General features: G+C 66.5%; 17 protein-coding genes and 1 pseudogene. 7 read left to right on the forward strand and 11 right to left on the reverse strand.

Annotated elements, in window-relative coordinates:
* Window positions 1–266 precede the first annotated feature (266 nt).
* A complete protein-coding gene (locus tag QH168_RS00020; protein WP_280232233.1) occupies window positions 267–1,124 on the forward strand; it encodes an acyl-ACP desaturase in 858 nt (285 codons plus the stop codon).
* A gap of 282 nt (window positions 1,125–1,406) precedes the next feature.
* Here QH168_RS00020 and QH168_RS00025 read toward each other — a convergent pair whose 3' ends face one another.
* Both QH168_RS00025 and QH168_RS00030 read right to left on the reverse strand, forming a co-directional pair.
* Complete coding sequence (locus QH168_RS00025) at window positions 1,407–2,810, reverse strand: class II fumarate hydratase (protein WP_280232234.1); 1,404 nt, start codon at window positions 2,808–2,810, stop codon at window positions 1,407–1,409.
* A 157-nt stretch (window positions 2,811–2,967) separates the two neighbouring features.
* Window positions 2,968–4,317, reverse strand: coding sequence for a PhoH family protein (locus QH168_RS00030; RefSeq protein WP_432421002.1), 1,350 nt, complete (start codon window positions 4,315–4,317; stop codon window positions 2,968–2,970).
* Between the two features lie 375 nt (window positions 4,318–4,692).
* Between QH168_RS00030 and QH168_RS00035 the strand changes: the two genes are divergently transcribed.
* Window positions 4,693–4,965 (forward strand): hypothetical protein, encoded by a 273-nt coding sequence (locus QH168_RS00035; protein WP_280232236.1) that lies wholly within the window; start codon window positions 4,693–4,695, stop codon window positions 4,963–4,965.
* 229 nt (window positions 4,966–5,194) lie between these two features.
* Here the strand turns inward: QH168_RS00035 and QH168_RS00040 are convergent, their stop codons facing one another.
* Entirely contained in the window at window positions 5,195–5,566 is a 372-nt protein-coding gene (locus QH168_RS00040; RefSeq protein WP_280232237.1) for a hypothetical protein, read from the reverse strand.
* Window positions 5,567–5,636: 70 nt separating this feature from the next.
* Window positions 5,637–6,218 (reverse strand): TetR/AcrR family transcriptional regulator, encoded by a 582-nt coding sequence (locus QH168_RS00045; RefSeq protein ID WP_280232238.1) that lies wholly within the window; start codon window positions 6,216–6,218, stop codon window positions 5,637–5,639.
* 165 nt (window positions 6,219–6,383) lie between these two features.
* On the opposite strand from QH168_RS00045, the gene QH168_RS00050 reads away from it, so the two are divergent.
* On the forward strand, window positions 6,384–7,085 hold the full coding sequence (locus QH168_RS00050; protein WP_280232240.1) for an SDR family oxidoreductase: 702 nt from the start codon (window positions 6,384–6,386) through the stop codon (window positions 7,083–7,085).
* 28 nt (window positions 7,086–7,113) lie between these two features.
* Window positions 7,114–7,536, forward strand: coding sequence for a tautomerase family protein (locus tag QH168_RS00055; protein WP_280232241.1), 423 nt, complete (start codon window positions 7,114–7,116; stop codon window positions 7,534–7,536).
* Between the two features lie 96 nt (window positions 7,537–7,632).
* Here QH168_RS00055 and QH168_RS00060 read toward each other — a convergent pair whose 3' ends face one another.
* The 4 genes from QH168_RS00060 to QH168_RS00075 all read right to left on the reverse strand — a co-directional run bounded on the left by QH168_RS00060 (window position 7,633) and on the right by QH168_RS00075 (window position 12,812).
* Window positions 7,633–8,034, reverse strand: coding sequence for a DUF779 domain-containing protein (locus tag QH168_RS00060; protein WP_280232242.1), 402 nt, complete (start codon window positions 8,032–8,034; stop codon window positions 7,633–7,635).
* On the reverse strand, window positions 8,034–9,551 hold the full coding sequence (adh, locus tag QH168_RS00065; RefSeq protein WP_280232244.1) for an aldehyde dehydrogenase: 1,518 nt from the start codon (window positions 9,549–9,551) through the stop codon (window positions 8,034–8,036). Before adh ends, QH168_RS00060 begins: the two co-directional genes overlap by 1 nt.
* Window positions 9,552–9,681: 130 nt before the next feature.
* Complete coding sequence (locus tag QH168_RS00070) at window positions 9,682–10,908, reverse strand: transcriptional regulator (protein ID WP_280232245.1); 1,227 nt, start codon at window positions 10,906–10,908, stop codon at window positions 9,682–9,684.
* Window positions 10,909–10,994: 86 nt separating this feature from the next.
* Entirely contained in the window at window positions 10,995–12,812 is a 1,818-nt protein-coding gene (locus QH168_RS00075) for an NAD(P)/FAD-dependent oxidoreductase (protein ID WP_280232246.1), read from the reverse strand.
* A 155-nt stretch (window positions 12,813–12,967) separates the two neighbouring features.
* On the opposite strand from QH168_RS00075, the gene QH168_RS00080 reads away from it, so the two are divergent.
* On the forward strand, window positions 12,968–14,260 hold the full coding sequence (locus tag QH168_RS00080) for a GAF domain-containing protein (RefSeq protein WP_280232252.1): 1,293 nt from the start codon (window positions 12,968–12,970) through the stop codon (window positions 14,258–14,260).
* An 18-nt stretch (window positions 14,261–14,278) separates the two neighbouring features.
* Here the strand turns inward: QH168_RS00080 and QH168_RS00085 are convergent, their stop codons facing one another.
* Window positions 14,279–14,698, reverse strand: a complete 420-nt coding sequence (locus QH168_RS00085; RefSeq protein ID WP_280232247.1) for a limonene-1,2-epoxide hydrolase family protein — start codon at window positions 14,696–14,698, stop codon at window positions 14,279–14,281.
* A 327-nt stretch (window positions 14,699–15,025) separates the two neighbouring features.
* Between QH168_RS00085 and QH168_RS00090 the strand changes: the two genes are divergently transcribed.
* A complete protein-coding gene (locus QH168_RS00090) occupies window positions 15,026–15,463 on the forward strand; it encodes a hypothetical protein (RefSeq protein WP_280232248.1) in 438 nt (145 codons plus the stop codon).
* Window positions 15,464–15,563: 100 nt separating this feature from the next.
* Here QH168_RS00090 and QH168_RS00095 read toward each other — a convergent pair whose 3' ends face one another.
* The gene (locus QH168_RS00095) at window positions 15,564–16,295 is read right to left on the reverse strand and encodes a TetR/AcrR family transcriptional regulator (protein WP_280232249.1); all 732 of its coding nucleotides are present in this window, start codon (window positions 16,293–16,295) and stop codon (window positions 15,564–15,566) included.
* A gap of 112 nt (window positions 16,296–16,407) precedes the next feature.
* Here QH168_RS00095 and QH168_RS00100 point away from each other — a divergent pair, with 112 nt between their 5' ends.
* A complete protein-coding gene (locus QH168_RS00100) occupies window positions 16,408–17,610 on the forward strand; it encodes an FAD-dependent monooxygenase (protein WP_280232251.1) in 1,203 nt (400 codons plus the stop codon).
* Between the two features lie 208 nt (window positions 17,611–17,818).
* Here the strand turns inward: QH168_RS00100 and QH168_RS00105 are convergent.
* Window positions 17,819–18,011, reverse strand: a pseudogene (locus QH168_RS00105) (serine hydroxymethyltransferase); the annotation flags it as partial.

Here is an 18,011-nt window from a genome sequence, read left to right on the forward strand (position 1 = left end):
CCGTTGTGTGGATCACGTGGGAGAGCATGGGGGTATCGCGTCCGGGCCGGGCCACCCCCCCATTGGCGGGGGTTGGCCGCCCGGGGGGGCGGCTAAAAATAGGTGTCGGGGGGGTAGCCGCTAATAAAACGGTTTTTTCCCCCCCGGAACCCTACATGTCCCCGCCCACCCGGGCGGGCACCCCCCCCTAAGCGGGGGGGGGCCCGGCCCGGACGCGATACCCCCATGCTCTCCCACGTGATCCACACAACGGCTAGGTTGGTGCGGTGCAAACTCTCTTGACCGATCGCGAACTGCTCGAAGCGCTCGCGGTGGAGGTGGAACTGAACCTGCGCCGCCATGTCGAGGCCGCCGACGGCTGGCAGCCGCACGATTACGTGCCATGGGACGACGGGCGCAACTTCGGCTTCCTCGGCGGCACCGACTGGGAACCGGACCAGTCCGAACTGAGCGAGGTCGCCAAGCTGGCGCTGACCGTCAGCGTGCTGATCGCCGACAATCTGCCCTCCTACCACCGTGAGATCGGCAAGTACCTGCGCACCGGCTCCTGGTGGCGGTGGGTCGGCCGCTGGACGGCCGAGGAGAACCGGCACGAGATCATGATCCGCAACTACCTCATGGTGACCCGCGCGGTGGATCCGGTGGAGCTGGAACGGCTGCGCATGGACCATATGACCAAGGGCTTCCGCCGCGCGCCGCTGCATCTGCTGGATGTGCTGGCCAACTGCGCGTTCGAAGAGGCCGCCTCGGCCATCCGGCACCGCAATACCGCCGCGCTGAACGAGAACCCGATCGTCACCGCCATCAGCGAACGCATCGCCGTCGACGACGAATTGCAGGCCGAGTTCTTCGCCGCCCTGATCGACGCCGCCTTCGAACAGGTCCCCGACCAGACCATGCGCGCCATCGCCGACCGGATCGCGGACTTCCACGTCCCGACCGCCATCCTCCCCGACGGCCGCAGCAGCGATGAGCTGTTGGCCGAGGCCGGTATCTACGATCCGGCCAAGGAAGGCGAACTGGTCTTCGCACCCCTGCTGAAGCGCTGGAACGTCTTCGATCGCACCGACCTGGGCGAGACCGGAGAGGCGGCGCGCGCCGAACTCGCCCACCTGCGCGGCTGATCCAGCGCTCCGAGCACGATGGCCGACGCTATGGGCACCCCGATGCCATCCCCTGGCCGACATCGCGCGAGTTCAGCCCCTGGTCAGCGCGAATCCGGATATCGTTGACCGGTTGACTGCACAACCGGAAACCGAAAGAAGGTGAGAGCAATGTTCCTCGACGTAGTAGCGGCACTCTTCAGCTTCATCGGCGAACTCATCGGGATCTCCTCCGAATGAGCACAGCGGCCCGTTCGATGATCATCGATCATCGAACGGGCCGTTTCGGGTCCGCAGCGCGGTCTACTTCTTGTCCGCCACCTTCGCCATCGCCAACACATCGAGGCGACGATCGAGTTCCGCCTCGGTGAGCTTGTCACCGATCAGCCCGCGATCGATCACTGTCTGGCGGATGGTCTTCTTCTCCTTCAACGCTTCCTTCGCCACCGCGGCCGCCTCCTCGTAACCGATCGCGGAGTTCAGCGGCGTCACGATGGACGGCGAGGATTCGGCCAGGGTGCGCAGATGCTCCTCATTGGCGACCAGCCCCTGCACACAGCGGTCGGCGAACAGCCGGGACACATTGGCCAGCAGGCGAATCGACTCGAGCAGATTGCGCGCCATCACCGGAATGTAGACATTCAGCTCGAAATGCCCGTTCGCGCCGCCGAACGCGACGGCCGCGTCATTGCCGATCACCTGGGCGGCCACCTGGGTGACCGCTTCGGGCAGTACCGGATTCACCTTGCCAGGCATGATCGAGCTGCCCGGCTGCAAATCCGGCAATTGGAGTTCGGCCAGGCCGGTCAGCGGGCCCGAACCCATCCAGCGGATATCGTTGGCGATCTTGGTCAGGCTCACGGCGATGGTGCGCAGCGCGCCAGAGGCCTCGACCAGCCCGTCCCGCGCGGCCTGCGCCTCGAAATGATCCTCGGCCTCGCGCAGTGCGTCGATACCGGTCGTGCGCACCAGTTCGGCGACCACGAGCCCGCCGAAACCGTCGGGCGCGTTCAGCCCGGTGCCGACCGCGGTACCGCCGATGGACAGCTCGCCCAGGCGCGGCAGCGTCGCCATGATGCGGTCGATCCCGGCCGCGACCTGCCGGGTGTAGCCGCCGAACTCCTGTCCGAGGGTCACCGGAACGGCGTCCATCAGATGGGTGCGGCCGGATTTGACCACGGTCTTCCATGCGGTGGATTTGTCCAGCAGCGCCAGCCGCAGATGGTCGAGCGCGGGCACCAGATCCGCGATCACGGCCTCGGTCGCGGCCAGGTGGGTCGCGGTCGGGAAGGTGTCGTTGGACGACTGCGACATGTTCACATCATCGTTGGGGTGCACGTCGACGCCCTTGGCCTTGGCGATCGAGGCGATCACCTCGTTGGCGTTCATATTGGAACTGGTGCCGGAACCGGTCTGGAAGACGTCGATCGGGAACTGGTCGTCGTGGCGACCCTCGGCGATCTCGGTGGCGGCGGCGATGATCGCGTCCGCCTTGGTGGCCTCCAGGAGGCCGAGGTCCCGGTTGACCTTCGCGCAGGCGGCCTTGAGCAGGCCCAGCGCGCGGATCTGCGCACGTTCCAGGCCGCGGCCGCTGATCGGGAAGTTCGTCACGGCCCGCTGGGTCTGCGCCCGCCACAGGGCGTCTACGGGGACGCGGACCTCACCCATGGTGTCGTGCTCGATGCGGTATCCGGTCTCTTCGCTCATATTCCGACCATATGCCGCGCCCGGCCGACGTGGGGAAGCCACGCCTGACACTTATCTCACAGGGATCGGCCGTCGACGCGAGGAATACCCGAGGCATCCGGCGGCCGGAAACGACAGCCCCCCGGCCGCACCGGGCCGGGGGCCTGCACTGCGTCGATCAGGCGTTGGGTCCGTACTCCTCCAGCATCTCCGTCACCAGCGCGGCGATCGGGGAACGCTCACTGCGGGTGAGGGTGATGTGGGCGAACAGCGGATGCCCCTTCAGCTTCTCGATCACCGCGGCGACGCCGTCGTGGCGGCCGACGCGCAGATTGTCGCGCTGGGCCACATCGTGGGTGAGCACCACCCGCGATCCGGTGCCGAGCCTGCTCAGCACGGTCAGCAGAACATTGCGTTCCAGCGACTGTGCCTCATCGACGATCACGAACGAATCGTGCAGGGAGCGACCGCGAATGTGGGTGAGCGGCAACACTTCCAACATATCGCGGCTGAGCACCTCCTCCATCACCTCACGGCTGGCCAGCCCGTCGAGGGTGTCGAAGACGGCCTGCGCCCACGGACCCATCTTCTCGCTCTCGGTACCGGGCAGATAGCCCAGTTCCTGCCCGCCGACCGCGTACAGCGGACGGAACACCACCACCTTGCGCTGGGTCCGCCGTTCCAGCACCGCTTCCAGGCCCGCCGTCAGGGCCAGCGCCGACTTACCGGTGCCGGCCCGGCCGCCGAGGGAGATGATGCCGACGCTCTCGTCCAGCAGCAGATCCAGGGCGATGCGCTGTTCGGCGGAACGACCGTGCAGCCCGAACGCCTCCCGTTCCCGGACCAGCTGCACCCGCTTGTCCGGCGTGACCCGGCCCAAGGCGCTGGAACTGGTGCCGAGCAATCGGATTCCGGTGTGGCAGGGCAGTTCCCGTGCCTCGTCCAGATCGATGGAGCCCTCGCTGTAGAGTTCGTCCACCCGATCGGTGGTGACGTCGAGTTCCACCATGCCCGACCAGCCGGAGGTCACCACGTCCTGTGCGTGGTATTCGTCGGCCTGTAGACCCACCGCACTCGCCTTGACCCGCAACGGGATGTCCTTGGATACCAGCACCACGGTGTGGCCGTCGGCGGCGAGATTGAGCGCGCAGGCCAGGATGCGGGAATCGTTGGTGTCGGTACGGAATCCGACCGGCAGCACCGTTGGATCGGTGTGGTTCAGCTCCACCTGCAAGGTTCCGCCCTCGGTGCCGATCGGCAGCGGCTCGTCGAGCCTGCCGTGCCGAACGCGCAGATCGTCGAGCATGCGTAGCGCCTCGCGGGCGAACCAGCCGAGCTCATGGTGATGCCGTTTGCCTTCGAGTTCGCTGATCACCACCAGCGGGAGCACCACGTGATGCTCGCCGAACCGGGTGACCGACCAGGGATCCGATAGGAGAACCGAGGTGTCGACGACAAAGGTTTTGGTGCCTTTCTTCACTGTGCGAGAGTTCGCCGATGGGGCGGAAACGGAGCGTGTTGTAGTCACGGTGGGCTCCTTTTGTGTCTGCGCGGCACCCGCATCAGACAATCTCGCTGGACCGGTCCGTCCTGAGGGATCCGACGCCGGCTGCGTCAGATGCCACGAGGGCCGGGTGCCGGCCCCCTCGTACTGAATGGCTCAGTCACGGTCAGGACCTCCCGCGCGAGCCACAACGACGCGACCCGCATCAACGACGCTACCGCCGAACCAGGGTCGCGCGCTCGGGGACGGACAGGCGTGTCGGTGAATTCGTCGTTAACAGCCCGATCTACAAGGGGTTTCTGCGCAGGTCAACGCCATTTCCTACGCAGAAACCCTTTTATCCGCACGAGATTCGCCACGACTGCCCTGTCGTGGGCACAGGCGGATTACAGTCGTGTCATGGCCGGTAACGAGGATCTACAGCAGCTGTCGTCCAAGGAACTGCACGACCGCGCGGTCAGGCTGGCCGTGCGTCGCGGCGACATCAAATTCCTGTGGAAACTACTCACCCGCATCCCCGCCGCCGAGGCCACCGCGGGCCAGACCGGCGAGAGCGAAGCCGACATCAAATGGGTCCTGCCCCTGATCGATGATTACATCCACGCCGGTGACGGCGACCTGGCCGAGGCGCTTCGCCCGTTCTACCTCGACTACCTCACCCAGCATTCCTGAGCCGGGCGCGCCCGCACCGATCCGGCGTACCACTCACCGGGACGACCCAACCTGCCGCCAACCCACCGGGTCGATACTCGATACCGACGTCCACACCATGGGCCATCGATAATTGAACCCCGACCCACCCGTGTGGAAGACCTCCCGAACTTTCCCGCCCCGCCAACGACGCCGGGGATCGGCCGCCAACGAAGTCGGCGCGGAGGGGGTCGGAAAAATCTCGTGACGTTCAGCCGGACAGTGTCCAGGCCATCAGCGCGATCAGCGTGAGCAGATAGGCCAGGCCGGTGATCGTTCCGATGCGGTGCACCTTGTCGCCGGTGCTCGAATTGGCTGTCTTGTCGTCCAGGATGGGGATGAGTGGGCCGTTGTCGCCGCCGTCGGCCAGCGTGAGCGCACTGGTCAGCAGGAGGACGTCGGCCACCACGAGGAGGGGCCAGGCCTGCGAGGGCGCGAGGAATCCGGCGAAGATCAGCGGCCCGAGCAGCAGTAGCGGAAGTAATCCGAGTGTGGCGAGAACTCCGATGAGCAGAAACCACCCGGCGGCCGTCCAGCGCGCGAGTACGGCGCAGACCACGACGCCGATCTGAACGAAACCCATGACCATCTCTCCCCCGTCCCCGTACGAACCGTCGTGCTCACTGTGACACACCGGGGTGACAAGTCGCCGCCTACTCGCGCCCCTCGATGAGGAAACCGCGGGCGGCGTCGAGGATTCGACCCGACAGCTCATCGTCGCCGGTGGCCCTCGACAGCATGAGAGCGCCCGCCATGACCGATAGTTCGACGAGAACTTCCGGATCGTCGCTCGGCTGCTCGCCGAACTCCGCGAGCTTGGCGATCATGTTCTGGATGCCGTCGAGATAGGCCTGGCGCAGGGGGCTGTCGGGGGCGGTGCGGGAGACGTCGGCGGCGGTGGCGGCGATACCGCAGCCGTTGGCGGGGGTGTCGCGGTGGGTGGGTGAGAGATAGCGCTCGATGAAGGTGCGGCGGGCGGTCGCATCGTCGGGCGCCGCGGCGCGGATGCGATCCATTTCCGCGATCTTCTCGGCGTACGCGGCCGTACAGGCCTGGGTGACCAGGTCTTCTTTGGACCGGAAATGGCGATAGAAGCCACCGTGGGTCAGACCGGCGGCGGCCATCAGCTCGGGGACGGTCATCGCACCGGAGCCGCGTTCGCGGACCTGGGCCGCGGCTGCGTCGAGCACCTGTTTGCGATGCGATTCGGCCTGTTCGCGGGATGCTCGCGGCACCTCGTCTCCTTCCGTCGGGTCGGCGCGCCTCCGGCGGCGCGATCGATGGTCATAGTCTTGCGCATCCGTATAGATGATGATCATAATCTAAATTGAGCGGTAATGCTCCCTCCCCGAAGCATCCGGCGCACGTCCGAACCGCGGGGACGACTCGAAAGGGCGGAGATGACCAGAATCGAAGGCTCGGTCGCATTGGTGACCGGCGGACAGCGCGGGCTCGGGCAGGCATTCGTGGACGAACTGCTGCGCCGGGGCGCGGCGAAGATCTACGCGACGGCGCGGGAGCCGAAACCCGATGCGGATCCGCGCGTGGAACCGCTCGCACTGGAGGTGACCGATCCCGACTCCGTCGCCGCCGTGGCGGCGATCGCGACCGATGTCGAGATCGTGGTCAACAATGCGGGCGCGCTGATCCCGGCGCCGCTGCTCAGGGCCGAGATGCGTGATGTACTCACCACTTTCGAGACCAATGTCTTCGGACCGCTGCGGATCGCGCAGGCGTTCGCGCCGATTCTGGCGACGAACGGCGGTGGCGCGCTGATCGATATCCATTCGGTGCTGTCCTGGGGCTCGGGCGCGGCCGCATACGGCGCGTCCAAGGCCGCGTTCTGGTCGCTGACGAATTCACTGCGGCAGGAATTGGCCGCCCAGCTCACTCAGGTCGTCGGGGTGCATCTCGCATTCGCCGACACCGACATGGTGAAACGGCTTCCGGTCGACAAGATCGCCCCGGCCGAGGTCGCCGCGACCGTCTTCGACGGAGTCGAGAAGGGCGATACCGAGGTCCTGGTCGATGACATCACCCGACGGGTGAAGGCCGCGCTCGCCGGGCCCGTCGAAGGCCTCGCACTCACCATCGGCCGCTGACATCCCGCTATCCAGAAAGGATCCGAACATGCCCCTCTGGCATATCTACCACCCTGCCGACACCTATTCCGACCAGGACAAACAGAATTTCGCCGACGACATCACCGCGCTGTACACCAGTTTCGGCCTGCCCGCGTTCTACGTGGTCGTGCTCTTCAAGGAGATCGCGCCGTCCGATTTCTACGTGGGCGGTAAGGCCTCGAGCGATACCGTCCGAATCGTGGTCGAGCATCTCGCCCGTCACCTCGATGACCCGGAAATCCGCAAACGCTCCACCGACCGGCTCGATTCGATCATGCTCCCCTATACCCGGGATCGCGGCCTGCACTGGGAATTCCACACCTATGAGTCACCGCGTGATCTGTGGAAGATCGCCGGACAGTTCCCGCCACCCGCGGGCAGCGACGCCGAAAAGGCGTGGGCACGAGAGAACAAGCCGATCCCCTACTGACGACGGCCGAACGCGGATCTGCCCACCGGCGCGGCACCGGTGGGCAGATCTCTCGGGTGCGCGGGCGGAGCGGGCGAACCCCGTTCCCGTGCACGGCTATTCGATATCCGCGCCGGTCCTCGGCGGAGGTGCGGACTCGAGTTCGGTGAACTCCTCATCGGTGAGCAGACGAGAGCGGATCAGGAACCGGACACCCTCGGGCGCTTCGAGGGAGAAACCGCTGCCGCGGCCGGGCACCACATCCACGGTCAGGTGGGTGTGCTTCCAGTACTCGTATTGATCGGCGCTCATCCAGAACGGCGTATCGGCGGCGATCGTCCCCAGCAGGACATCGGAGGCCCCCACCCGGAATTCACCGCGCGGATAACACATCGGGGAGCTGCCGTCGCAGCAACCGCCGGACTGGTGGAACATGACCGCGCCGTGCCGCCGGATCAGGCTGTCGAGCATCTGCCGCGCCTGTTCGGTGATCTCGACGCGGTGCACGTCCGCTGGCATCAGAAGAATCCGAGCTTATTCGGTGCGTAGCTCACCAGCAGGTTCTTGGTCTGCTGGTAGTGATCGAGCATCATGGCGTGGTTCTCGCGCCCGATACCGGACTTCTTGTAGCCGCCGAAGGCCGCGTGCGCCGGATAGGCGTGGTAGCAGTTGGTCCACACCCGGCCCGCCTTGATACCGCGGCCGAGCCGGTAGGCGGTGTTCATATCGCGGGTCCAGACCCCGGCGCCGAGACCGTAGAGAGTGTCGTTGGCGAGTTTCAAGGCCTCATCGGTGGAATCGAAGGTGGTGACCGAGACGACCGGGCCGAAGATCTCCTCCTGGAAGATCCGCATATCGTTGCTGCCCTTGAAGATCGTCGGCTCGATGTAGAACCCGTCGGGGAATTCGTCGACCTTGCGCGGCCCGCCGCCGGTGAGCACCTCGGCGCCCTCCTTACGGCCGATATCGATATAGGACAGGATCTTCTCGTACTGGTCATTGCTGGCCTGGGCACCGATCATGGTCGCGTCATCGAGCGGATTACCGCTGATGATGGCCTTGGTGCGTTCCACACACCGCGCCATGAATTCGTCGTAGATGGACGAATGGATCAGCGCACGCGACGGACAGGTGCACACCTCGCCCTGGTTGAGCGCGAACATCACGAAACCCTCGACGGCCTTGTCCAGGAATTCGTCATCGGCGGCCATGATGTCGGGCAGGAAGATATTGGGGCTCTTACCGCCGAGTTCCAAGGTCACCGGAATGATGTTCTCGCTGGCGTACTGCATGATCAGCCGACCGGTGGTCGTCTCACCGGTGAACGCCACCTTCGCCACCCGCGGGCTCGACGCCAGCGGCTTACCCGCCTCGACACCGAAACCGTTGACCACGTTGAGGACTCCCGGCGGCAGCAGATCCGCGATCAGCTCCACCACCTTCAGGATCGAGGCCGGGGTCTGCTCGGCGGGCTTGAGCACCACCGCATTGCCCGCCGCCAATGCGGGCGCCAGCTTCCAGGTGGCCATCAGGATCGGGAAGTTCCAGGGGATGATCTGGCCGACCACGCCGAGCGGCTCCTGGAAGTGGTAGGCGATGGTGTCGCCATCGATCTCGCTGATACCACCCTCCTGCGCGCGGATGGCACCGGCGAAATAGCGGAAGTGATCGACGGCCAGCGGCAGATCGGCGGCCTTGGTCTCGCGGACCGGCTTGCCGTTCTCCCAGGTCTCGGCGACGGCGAGGGCCTCGAGGTTGTCCTCGATGCGGTCGGCGATCTTGTTGAGGATAGTGGCGCGTTCGGCGGCCGAGGTGGCGCCCCAGCCGTCGGCGGCGGTGTGCGCGGCATCGAGGGCGAGGTCGATATCGGGGGCGGTCGAGCGCGCCACCTCGGTGAAGGTCTGGCCGTCGACTGGGGACGGATTCTCGAAGTACTGCCCCTCGACCGGTGCTGTCCAATCGCCGCCGATGAAATTGTCATAGCGGGCGGCGTAGCTGACGATGCTGCCGTCGGCACCTGGTTTCGCGTAGGTCATGACGCATGCTCCTCATCGAGTCGGCGGGATAGCACGAGCAACCGTTCGTGATGTGGGCCACTATCGCGATCATGGGTTGGCAGAAGGTTGACTACCGCACCGACACGCCGACCCCGCAGGTCAGAGGGATTCAGGAGCGGAGCGCCGTATGCAGTCTGGCCGCGGCGACGGCGCGGCGGGCATCGTTGACCGGCAGCAGAACCAATGCGTGCTCGTGGATCTCGATATCGTCGGGCGCCCGCTCGCCGTAGCGCAGGGCGTTGTCGGGATCGTCGTCCGACAGCACCGCGGTGCGGACCGCGACCTCGAGATGTTCACGCCATTCGACGATTCCCGGCGTCTCGGAGCCGGGCAGCAGCGGTCCGCGATACAACCGCACCGCGGCGGCGGTATCGCCGGTCTCGAGCGCGGTGAGCAGGTCGACGGCATCGCAGGACAGCGGGGTGGTCAGCTGGTAGACGCGGTTGGCGATCTCACCGCCGGTGGCCCGGCGCAGATGTGAGACATCGGCTTTGAGGGTGCTGGAGGTGGCGGGGCGGTCACCGTAGATGGCGTAGTGCAGCCGTTCGGGAGTGAATCCGGCGGGTTCGAGCGCCAGCAGCGCCAGGATCTCCAGCTGACGTGGCCGCAGCCGCACCGCTCGGCCCTCACGCACCAGACCGGCCCCGCCGAGGCAGGTGAGCCGCACACCGGGACGGACGGCGGACGCGCTCGCCTGTAACCGCGCCTCGACCGCCATGACCAGCGACTGCACCGTCGACATGGCGAGCGGATGGGAGCGATCCCAGGTGGAGGACAGATCGAGCACCCCGAGCTGACGTCCGTCGGCGGCGCGGATGGGCGCGCAATAGCAGACCCAGCCGTGCAGTGCGGCGACCAGATGTTCGGCCGAGAACACGGTGCTCGGTTTACCGGTGCGCATGGCCAGTGAAAGCGCGTTGGTGCCCATATGCCGTTCGTCCCAGCGGCCGCCGGGCGCAAAATTGACCTGTTCGGCGCGGCGGCGCATGACCGTCCCGCCGAACGACCACAGGATGGTGCCGGTTTCGTCGGTGACGGCGGCGACGTAGCCCGCGTCGTGCGCGACATCGTGCAATTGTTCGGCGAGCTGGGTGACCGGTTCGCGCAGCGGGGACTGCGCCCAGCGGGATCCGATATCGGCGGAATCGACCGCAGGTGCGCTGGCGCGGGCGGGGTCGACGGTGCGCACCGAACGCATCCAGGATTGGGCGACCTCACTGCGCAGCCCGGATGCGGAGACCCGTGGCAGCGCGGGATGCGACCCGTCCGGTACCCAGCGGGCCCATTCCTTCTCCAGCGTGGCTCGCTGCTCGGCGAGCGTGCTGCGTTGCGCCATCTACGCGGTGTCTTCCTGGTCACAGTGTCGACTACCTCCATCATGCCGCACCGATCCGTCGATCGGTGCGGCATCGTCGAGTGACCTCAGCTCAGATGGTGCACCGGACCCATCCCGTACACCGGCGTCGCAATCCCCTCGTATCGCGCTTTGAGCTGCAAGGCGAGATACAGCGAATAGTGCCGGGATTGGTGCAGGTTGCCGCCGTGGAACCAGAGACCTTCCTGTCGGGTCGGCTTCCACATATTGCGCAGCTCGCCCTCCCACGGTCCAGGGTCCTTGGTGGTGCCCGAACCGTAACCCCAGCACTTGCCGACCTTGTCGGCGACGTCCTGGCCGATCAGATCCGCGGCCCAGCCGTTCATCGAGCCGTAGCCGGTGGCGTAGACGACCAGGTCGGCGGGCAGTTCGGTGCCGTCGTCGAGAACCACGGCGTCCTCGGTGAGTTCGCGGACCTCACCGTGGGCGAGCGCGATCTTGCCGTCGGCGATCAATTCCGAGGCGCCCACGTCGATGTAGTAGCCGGAACCGCGGCGCAGGTACTTCATGAACAGCCCGGAACCGTCATCGCCCCAATCGAGTTGGAAGCCAGCGCGTTCGAGTCGATCGTAGAATTCGGCATCGCGGGCGCGGATGGCCTCGTACACCGGCACCTGGAACTGCGGCATGATCCGATACGGCAGCGAGGCGAAGGCCAGATCGGCTTTATCGGTGGTCATCCCCGCGGCGAGGGCACGTTCGGAATACAGATCGCCGAGTCCGAGATCCATCAGCGAATCCGAACGCACGATATGGGTCGAACTGCGCTGCACCATCGTCACCCGTGCGCCCACCTCCCAGAGCGCACCGCAGATATCGTGCGCGGAGTTGTTGGAGCCGATGATCACCGCACGTTTGCCCGCATAGGCGTCGGGACCGGGATGCTTGCTCGAATGATGCTGTTCGCCCCGGAAGCGTTCCATGCCAGGAAAATTCGGCACATTCGGTTTACCGGACATGCCCGTGGCCAGCACCAGCTGCGCCGGTCGCAGTTCGATGGCCTTGCCGTCGCGCACCACATCGACTTCCCATTCGCCCGAGATCTCGTCGTAGGTCGCCGACGTGCAGGTGGTGTTCGACCAGTACGGCACCTCCATGATCCTGGTGTACATCTCGAGCCAGTCGCCGATCTTGTCCTTGGGGGTGAACACCGGCCAGTTGTCCGGGAACGGCAGATACGGCAGGTGGTCGTACCAGACCGGATCGTGCAGACACAGCGACTTGTACCGTTTACGCCACTGGTCGCCGGGCCGTTCGTGCTTGTCGACCACCAGTGCGGGCACACCGAGCTGCCGTAATCGCGCACCCAGTGCGATACCGCCTTGGCCGCCGCCGACGACCAGGACATAGGGCTGGCGGGTGCTGCCGAGTTCACGTTCTTCGTTCGCACGACGTTCGGACCAGCTCACCCGGTCGGGATCGGCGCCGTGCACCACGCCGCGGGGGCGTCGCGTGCCCTTGCTCTCCTCATGTCCTTTCAGTTCCCGCAGGCTGGTGAGCAGGGTCCAGGCGCCCTCGTCGTTGAGCCGCAGATGTCCCACCGCGCGGCCGGAGGCGGTCTCGAAGCCGATCCACGCCGTCACCACACCGCCGTCCTCGGTGGGTGGCTCGGTGGTGTGGAAATTGCCGGGATCGGTGCCGTCGAGGCGGGAGCGCAGCATATCGGCGATATCGTCGCGGCCTTCCAGGGTCTTGATGTTCCAGGTGAAGGCGATCAGGTCGCGCCAGAAGCCGTCGAGGGCGAACATGCTCGCCGCCGCGGCCACATCACGATCGGCCAGCGCTGTCTCGAAATCCCGCAGCCAGGCGTCCACCCGTTGCTGTGGTGTCTGCGTGCCGGACGTCGGCTCCAGTGTCGTGGTCATCGGATTCTCCTTCTCCAGCAGATCTGTGACCCACAGCACACGTCACCCGAAGCGGTGTCACAATCGTTGCAAGGCGTTGCAACATCGGTGTGCAGGCGGCGCGGCCGGGTGGATGGCACCGATACGCCGCACCGAACGGAATCAGGATGGATGTCGTGGGCGAATTCGGCGCGATCGAACCGGGGACCGATCTGCCCCGGTACGCCCGCGACCTGGTGCGCATGCACGACGCCGTGATCGGCGGCGGACGCTCTCCGTTGCGACCGCGAACGCTGGTCGCCAAATCCTGGTCGCGGGTGCTCGCCGCCGGACTGGTGCCCGATCAGGCCAATGCCCGCACCGTGCTCGGTCTCGAGGATGTGGAGCGCAGGCGCCGGTCGTCCCCGCTCGCGGGCGTGATCGGCGAGCTGACCCAGGTGGTCGCCGGTGTGGCCGACGCTTCGCAGCTGATCATGGTGGTCACCGATGCCGATGGGGTGGTGCTGTGGCGCGCGGGGTCGCCGCGGGTACGTCATCGCGCCGACAGCCTCGGATTCCAGGAGGGCGCCACCTGGACCGAATCGGTGGTCGGCACGAACGCCATCGGCACCGCGCTCGCGGAAGCCGCTCCGGTGCAACTGTTCTCGGGCGAGCATTTCGAGCAGTCCCAGCATCCCTGGTATTGCACGGCGGCGCCGATCCACGATCCGCGCACCGGTGAACTACTCGGCGTGGTCGATGTGAGCGGGCCCGCCCTGACCCTGCACCCGGCGATCACGGCGCTGGTCGGTGCGGGCGCTCGGCTGGCCGAAGGCCAGATCGCCCGACTGCAACAGGAGCGACTGGAACGACTGCGCACCACCGCCATGCCCGGACTGTCCACGGTGCGCGGCCCGGCGCTGCTGGTCGACGAACACGGCTGGGTCGCCCATGCCACCGGTATCGCGACGACCCAGCGCATCGCCATCCCGAATGCCGAACGCGCGGTGCACGTCCCCGGACTCGGTATCTGCTCGGCCGAACCGCTGCGCGGCGGATGGTTGGTGCGACCGCTCGGCGCGGGTGGCGGGTCGGGCATCCGGCTGGAACTCGACCTGTCGGGCGCACCGGTCGTCACCGCGGTCGGTGGCGAATCCGATTGGCGCAGTGCGCTGTCGGTGCGGCACGCGGAGATTCTGCTGCTACTGCATCTGCGCGGGAGCCGAGGGCTGACCGTCGCCGAATTGAGTCGCGCGATCTACGGTGATCCCGACCATGCCGTGGCCGTGCGCGCCGAGCTGTCGCGCCTGCGTCGCGTGCTCGGCTCGATCATCGAATCGCGCCCGTACCGGCTCGAGCCGTCGGTGCGGCTGAGCGTGCGCCTCGGCGATACGGACCGGCTCGCCGACTGCGCGTTCGTGCGCACCTCGACCGCACCCGGTGTCCGCGCGCTCATGGGCGCGGGATATGAGGGCGATCGCAGCCCGTGACGGCTGGGCGGGCGGTGGTCAGCCGCGGGAGAACACCGCCCTGAACACTCCGACGACCACACCGCGCAGGAAGTTCTCCCAGCTGAAATGGTCGTGCCACAGGATGATCCGCCCGTCGCGCAGTTCGAAGGTGCCGGTGACCCAGAACCTGATGCGCAACGGGCCGACGCGCAGGATGTCGGTGCGGTCGGTGAGCACGATGGACCCATCGGCGGCGATGTGGTGCATCTCGGCGGCGAATCCGAACTGCTCCCGGTTGAGCCCGCGCAGAATGCCCGCCACCCGACGTTCACCGCGCACATCGGGCAGCGAGGTGTTCTTCCAGACGATGTCGGGATGCAACAGTTCCAGCGCCTCGCCCACCGCGCCCAGCTCCAGCGCCGCGAAGAACTCACGCACCGTGGTGATCGAGTCCTGCTCCAGCTCGATTTCGCTCATGAATCGAGGGTAGGCCGCACAACCGCGGCAGGCAGCCGGTTCCGCAGGGCGATGATGAGACAAGACCACCACAGGCATACTGGTGGGCATGACTGGCGCGACCATCAGGGTTTCGACGGCGACCAGAGACCGCCTACGCCGCCTGGCCGATGCAGAGAGTCTCACCATGTCACAAGCCATCAGCAGACTACTCGACGAGCACACCCCACGGCCGAAGCCGAGATTCGGTGGGTTCCGCAGTGATCGACCGACCTCGCCCGGCCCGATGGATCAGCCGTCCGGCGGGTTGAATCACTCGTAGCGACTGCCCAGCGATACTTTGGCCGTATGACCACTCGGGATGAGATCGAGTCGTTTCTGGACGAATACCAGGCCGCGTTGTCGGCATACGACGCCGAACGTTCCGCGGCACTGTGGGGTATGCCGGGCACCATCCTCAGCGACGCCTTCGTCGGGTCGCTGCCGTCACGGACCGAGATGGCGCGAGGACTGTCGCAGTCCTATCCGTTCTATCAACAGCTCGGGCTGGCCCGCGTCGATCACACCCTGCTCGAGCAGGTCGATCTGACCGAGCGCATCGTCCGGGTGCGGGTGCGGTGGCATTTCTACGACGCCGCCGACGACCTGCTCACCGATGGTGACTACGAGTATCTGCTGCGGCACGACGACGACGGGCTGCACACCTACGTTGCTGTGGCGATCGATGAAGTGGAGAAGCTGACCCGGCTGGCGGCGGAGAAGGGGATACAGCTGCCGGGGACGTGAGGTCTCGATGGGGCGCCGAGCTGGTCTCGCGCGCTCGGTGCGCTGCATACGGCGGATCGCGGAACAGGTCGGCAGGCACCACACCACCGGCAGAGGCGGCCTACGTACGGGACCGGCGACGGTCGACGAGCGCTTCCAGGCCGTCGAGGATGCGGTCTACGCCGAAGGTCAAGGCGTCGTCTCGGGCCGATGCGCCGCCGGCCTGTTCCGCCAACGCGACGGTGACCTCGGGATAACGCTCTCCCGCCGCTGCCATCACCTCTGCCATCTGACGCAGCAACTGTTCCTCGATACCGTCGCTCCCGACGCCCCCCGCCTGCTGCGCCAGGCTGCGGACATGACCATTCAGCACGACGACGGTGTCCAGCCGTTCCGGCCCGGTGAGCCCGATTCCCGCCATCGCCGACAGGGCCGCCTCCAGCCAGCCGAGTTCGTGCGGTCCCATCGGCCGGATACCGGCGGACAGTTCCAGCGACCATGGATGCGCGCGATAGCGCCGGAAGATCTCCTCGGTCCAGGTGCGGAGCCCGGCGCGCCACGGTGATTCTCCGGAAACCGGCTGTGCCGCAGTGAGATCCGGTGGCGTACCGAGCGCCTGCTCCAGCATCAGCGCGGCCAGCTCGGCCTTGCCGGGCACATAGCGGTACAGCGACATCTTGGTGTAGCCGAGCCGCTCGGCCACCCGCTGCATGGACACCCCGCCCATCCCTTCGGCATCGGCCAGTTCGACGGCCGCGCCCACGATCGCCTCCAGCGACAGTGACGGCTTCGGCCCGCGCTTGGCCGGGCGGCCCGTACCCCACAGCAGCTCGACGACGGTCGGAGCGGGCATCGCGATTGTCCTTCCAGAAATGGGTTGACCTGAAACTGTGTCTACCATACGCTGATCTGCGTCCCACAGAAACAGATTCCACCGGACACAGTTATCGACTCTTGGAGTGATCATGCGAAACACGACCGTCCTCATCTCCGGCGCGAGCATCGCCGGTCCCGCGCTCGCCTACTGGCTCGACCACTACGGCTTCGATGTCACCGTCGTCGAACGCGCACCCAAGCTGCGCCCCGGCGGCCAGGCCGTCGACTTCAAGGGCGCCACCCACCTGGAGGTGCTCGAACGGATGGGCATCCTCGACGCCGTCCGCGAACGGCAGACCGGCGGCGCGGACATGGTGCTGGTGGACGCCGAAGGCACCCGTCGCGCCCTCATCTCCGGCGATTTCACCGGCGGCGATGTGGAGATCCTGCGCGGCGATCTGGCCGCGATCATGTACGAGCACACGGCCGAGCGCTGCACCTACCTGTTCGGCGACTCGATCAGCGCGCTCACCGAAACCGCCGACGGTGTGCGGGTGGAATTCGAGCACGCACCGGCGCGCACCTTCGATCTGGTCTTCGGCGCCGACGGCGTGCACTCGCGGGTGCGCGCACTGTCCTTCGGACCCGAACGCGACTACGTCCACCATCGCGGCTACTACTACTGCCTCGCCGATTCGAGTACGCGGCCCCGACGCACGGACGGCCCACGACGAGACGTGGCCTACGCCCACAACGCGCCGGGAAAGCTGGCGGTCGACGGCGGCCCGAAGGCCGAACAGATGTACATGTTCGCCGCACCCGAACTGGACTACTCCCGCGACGACGAGCAGGCGCAGCGCCGCATCGTGCGGGAGACCTTCGCCGATATCGGCTGGGAGGTGCCACGCATGCTGTCGGAACTGGACGACGCCGCGACCTTCTACCTGGATTCCCTGAGCGTGGTGAAGATGCCGTCCTGCGTGCGCGGACGGATCGCCCTGGTCGGTGATGCGGGGTACGGCAATACCCTGGCCGGTTTCGGTACCGGGCTCGCCGTCGTCGGCGCCTACGTCCTCGCGGGCGAACTCGCCCTCGCCGACGGCGATCACACCGCCGCCTACCCCCGCTACGACGAGATCATGCGCCGCTACAACCAGATCGCGGGTGCCAGCAATCCCGGTCGATTCCTCGCGCCGAAGACCCGTTTCGGTATCCGAGTCCGCGACTGGTTCCTCAACTCACCGTTGTTCGGACTGATGATCAGATTCGGCGACAAGGGCGCCAACGATATCGACCTGCGCGATTACCCGACCCTGATCGCCGACCAGACCGGCCACAAGCCCATCCAGTGATCAACGTCGCGCTTTACACCCGAATGTTTTGGTTTTCGGCCCACTTCCTGGCAACTCCGTACGAGCGGTCGCGAACACAGCGACGCGTCGGCGACAGGATCGACACACCCGGCACCGCGCAATTCCCCGCTCCGCGGCCGGACCCCGAACACGACGACGCGCCCACGGTTCGGCGGTAACCGTCGTGGACGCGTCGTCGGAGAAAGGCTCAGCCCAGCAGGCGCCAGTCTTCGAGGCCTTGGTACAGGGGCAGGTCGCCTGCCAGTTTGCGGACCCGGCCACGCAGTGTCTCGACATCGGAACCACCCGCCAGCGCGGTGCCGATGATATCGGCGACCTCGGTGAACTCGCTGTCACCGAAACCACGCGTGGCCAGGGCAGCGGTACCGATCCGCAGACCC

The sequence above is a fragment of the Nocardia cyriacigeorgica genome (assembly GCF_029868385.1).
In the GTDB taxonomy this organism is placed as follows: Bacteria; Actinomycetota; Actinomycetes; order Mycobacteriales; family Mycobacteriaceae; genus Nocardia; species Nocardia cyriacigeorgica_F.

What these genes read in the sequence shown, in the direction of transcription:
- QH168_RS00050 (WP_280232240.1), top strand. Translation starts at nt 6,384, where the DNA reads ATGACCAGAATCGAAGGCTCGGTCGCATTGGTGACCGGCGGACAGCGC.
- QH168_RS00090 (WP_280232248.1), top strand. Translation starts at nt 15,026, where the DNA reads ATGACCACTCGGGATGAGATCGAGTCGTTTCTGGACGAATACCAGGCC.
- QH168_RS00060 (WP_280232242.1), bottom strand. Translation starts at nt 8,034, where the DNA reads ATGCCAGCGGACGTGCACCGCGTCGAGATCACCGAACAGGCGCGGCAG.
- QH168_RS00070 (WP_280232245.1), bottom strand. Translation starts at nt 10,908, where the DNA reads ATGGCGCAACGCAGCACGCTCGCCGAGCAGCGAGCCACGCTGGAGAAG.
- QH168_RS00040 (WP_280232237.1), bottom strand. Translation starts at nt 5,566, where the DNA reads ATGGGTTTCGTTCAGATCGGCGTCGTGGTCTGCGCCGTACTCGCGCGC.
- QH168_RS00035 (WP_280232236.1), top strand. Translation starts at nt 4,693, where the DNA reads ATGGCCGGTAACGAGGATCTACAGCAGCTGTCGTCCAAGGAACTGCAC.
- QH168_RS00055 (WP_280232241.1), top strand. Translation starts at nt 7,114, where the DNA reads ATGCCCCTCTGGCATATCTACCACCCTGCCGACACCTATTCCGACCAG.
- QH168_RS00025 (WP_280232234.1), bottom strand. Translation starts at nt 2,810, where the DNA reads ATGAGCGAAGAGACCGGATACCGCATCGAGCACGACACCATGGGTGAG.
- adh (WP_280232244.1), bottom strand. Translation starts at nt 9,551, where the DNA reads ATGACCTACGCGAAACCAGGTGCCGACGGCAGCATCGTCAGCTACGCC.
- QH168_RS00085 (WP_280232247.1), bottom strand. Translation starts at nt 14,698, where the DNA reads ATGAGCGAAATCGAGCTGGAGCAGGACTCGATCACCACGGTGCGTGAG.
- QH168_RS00095 (WP_280232249.1), bottom strand. Translation starts at nt 16,295, where the DNA reads ATGCCCGCTCCGACCGTCGTCGAGCTGCTGTGGGGTACGGGCCGCCCG.
- QH168_RS00075 (WP_280232246.1), bottom strand. Translation starts at nt 12,812, where the DNA reads ATGACCACGACACTGGAGCCGACGTCCGGCACGCAGACACCACAGCAA.
- QH168_RS00100 (WP_280232251.1), top strand. Translation starts at nt 16,408, where the DNA reads ATGCGAAACACGACCGTCCTCATCTCCGGCGCGAGCATCGCCGGTCCC.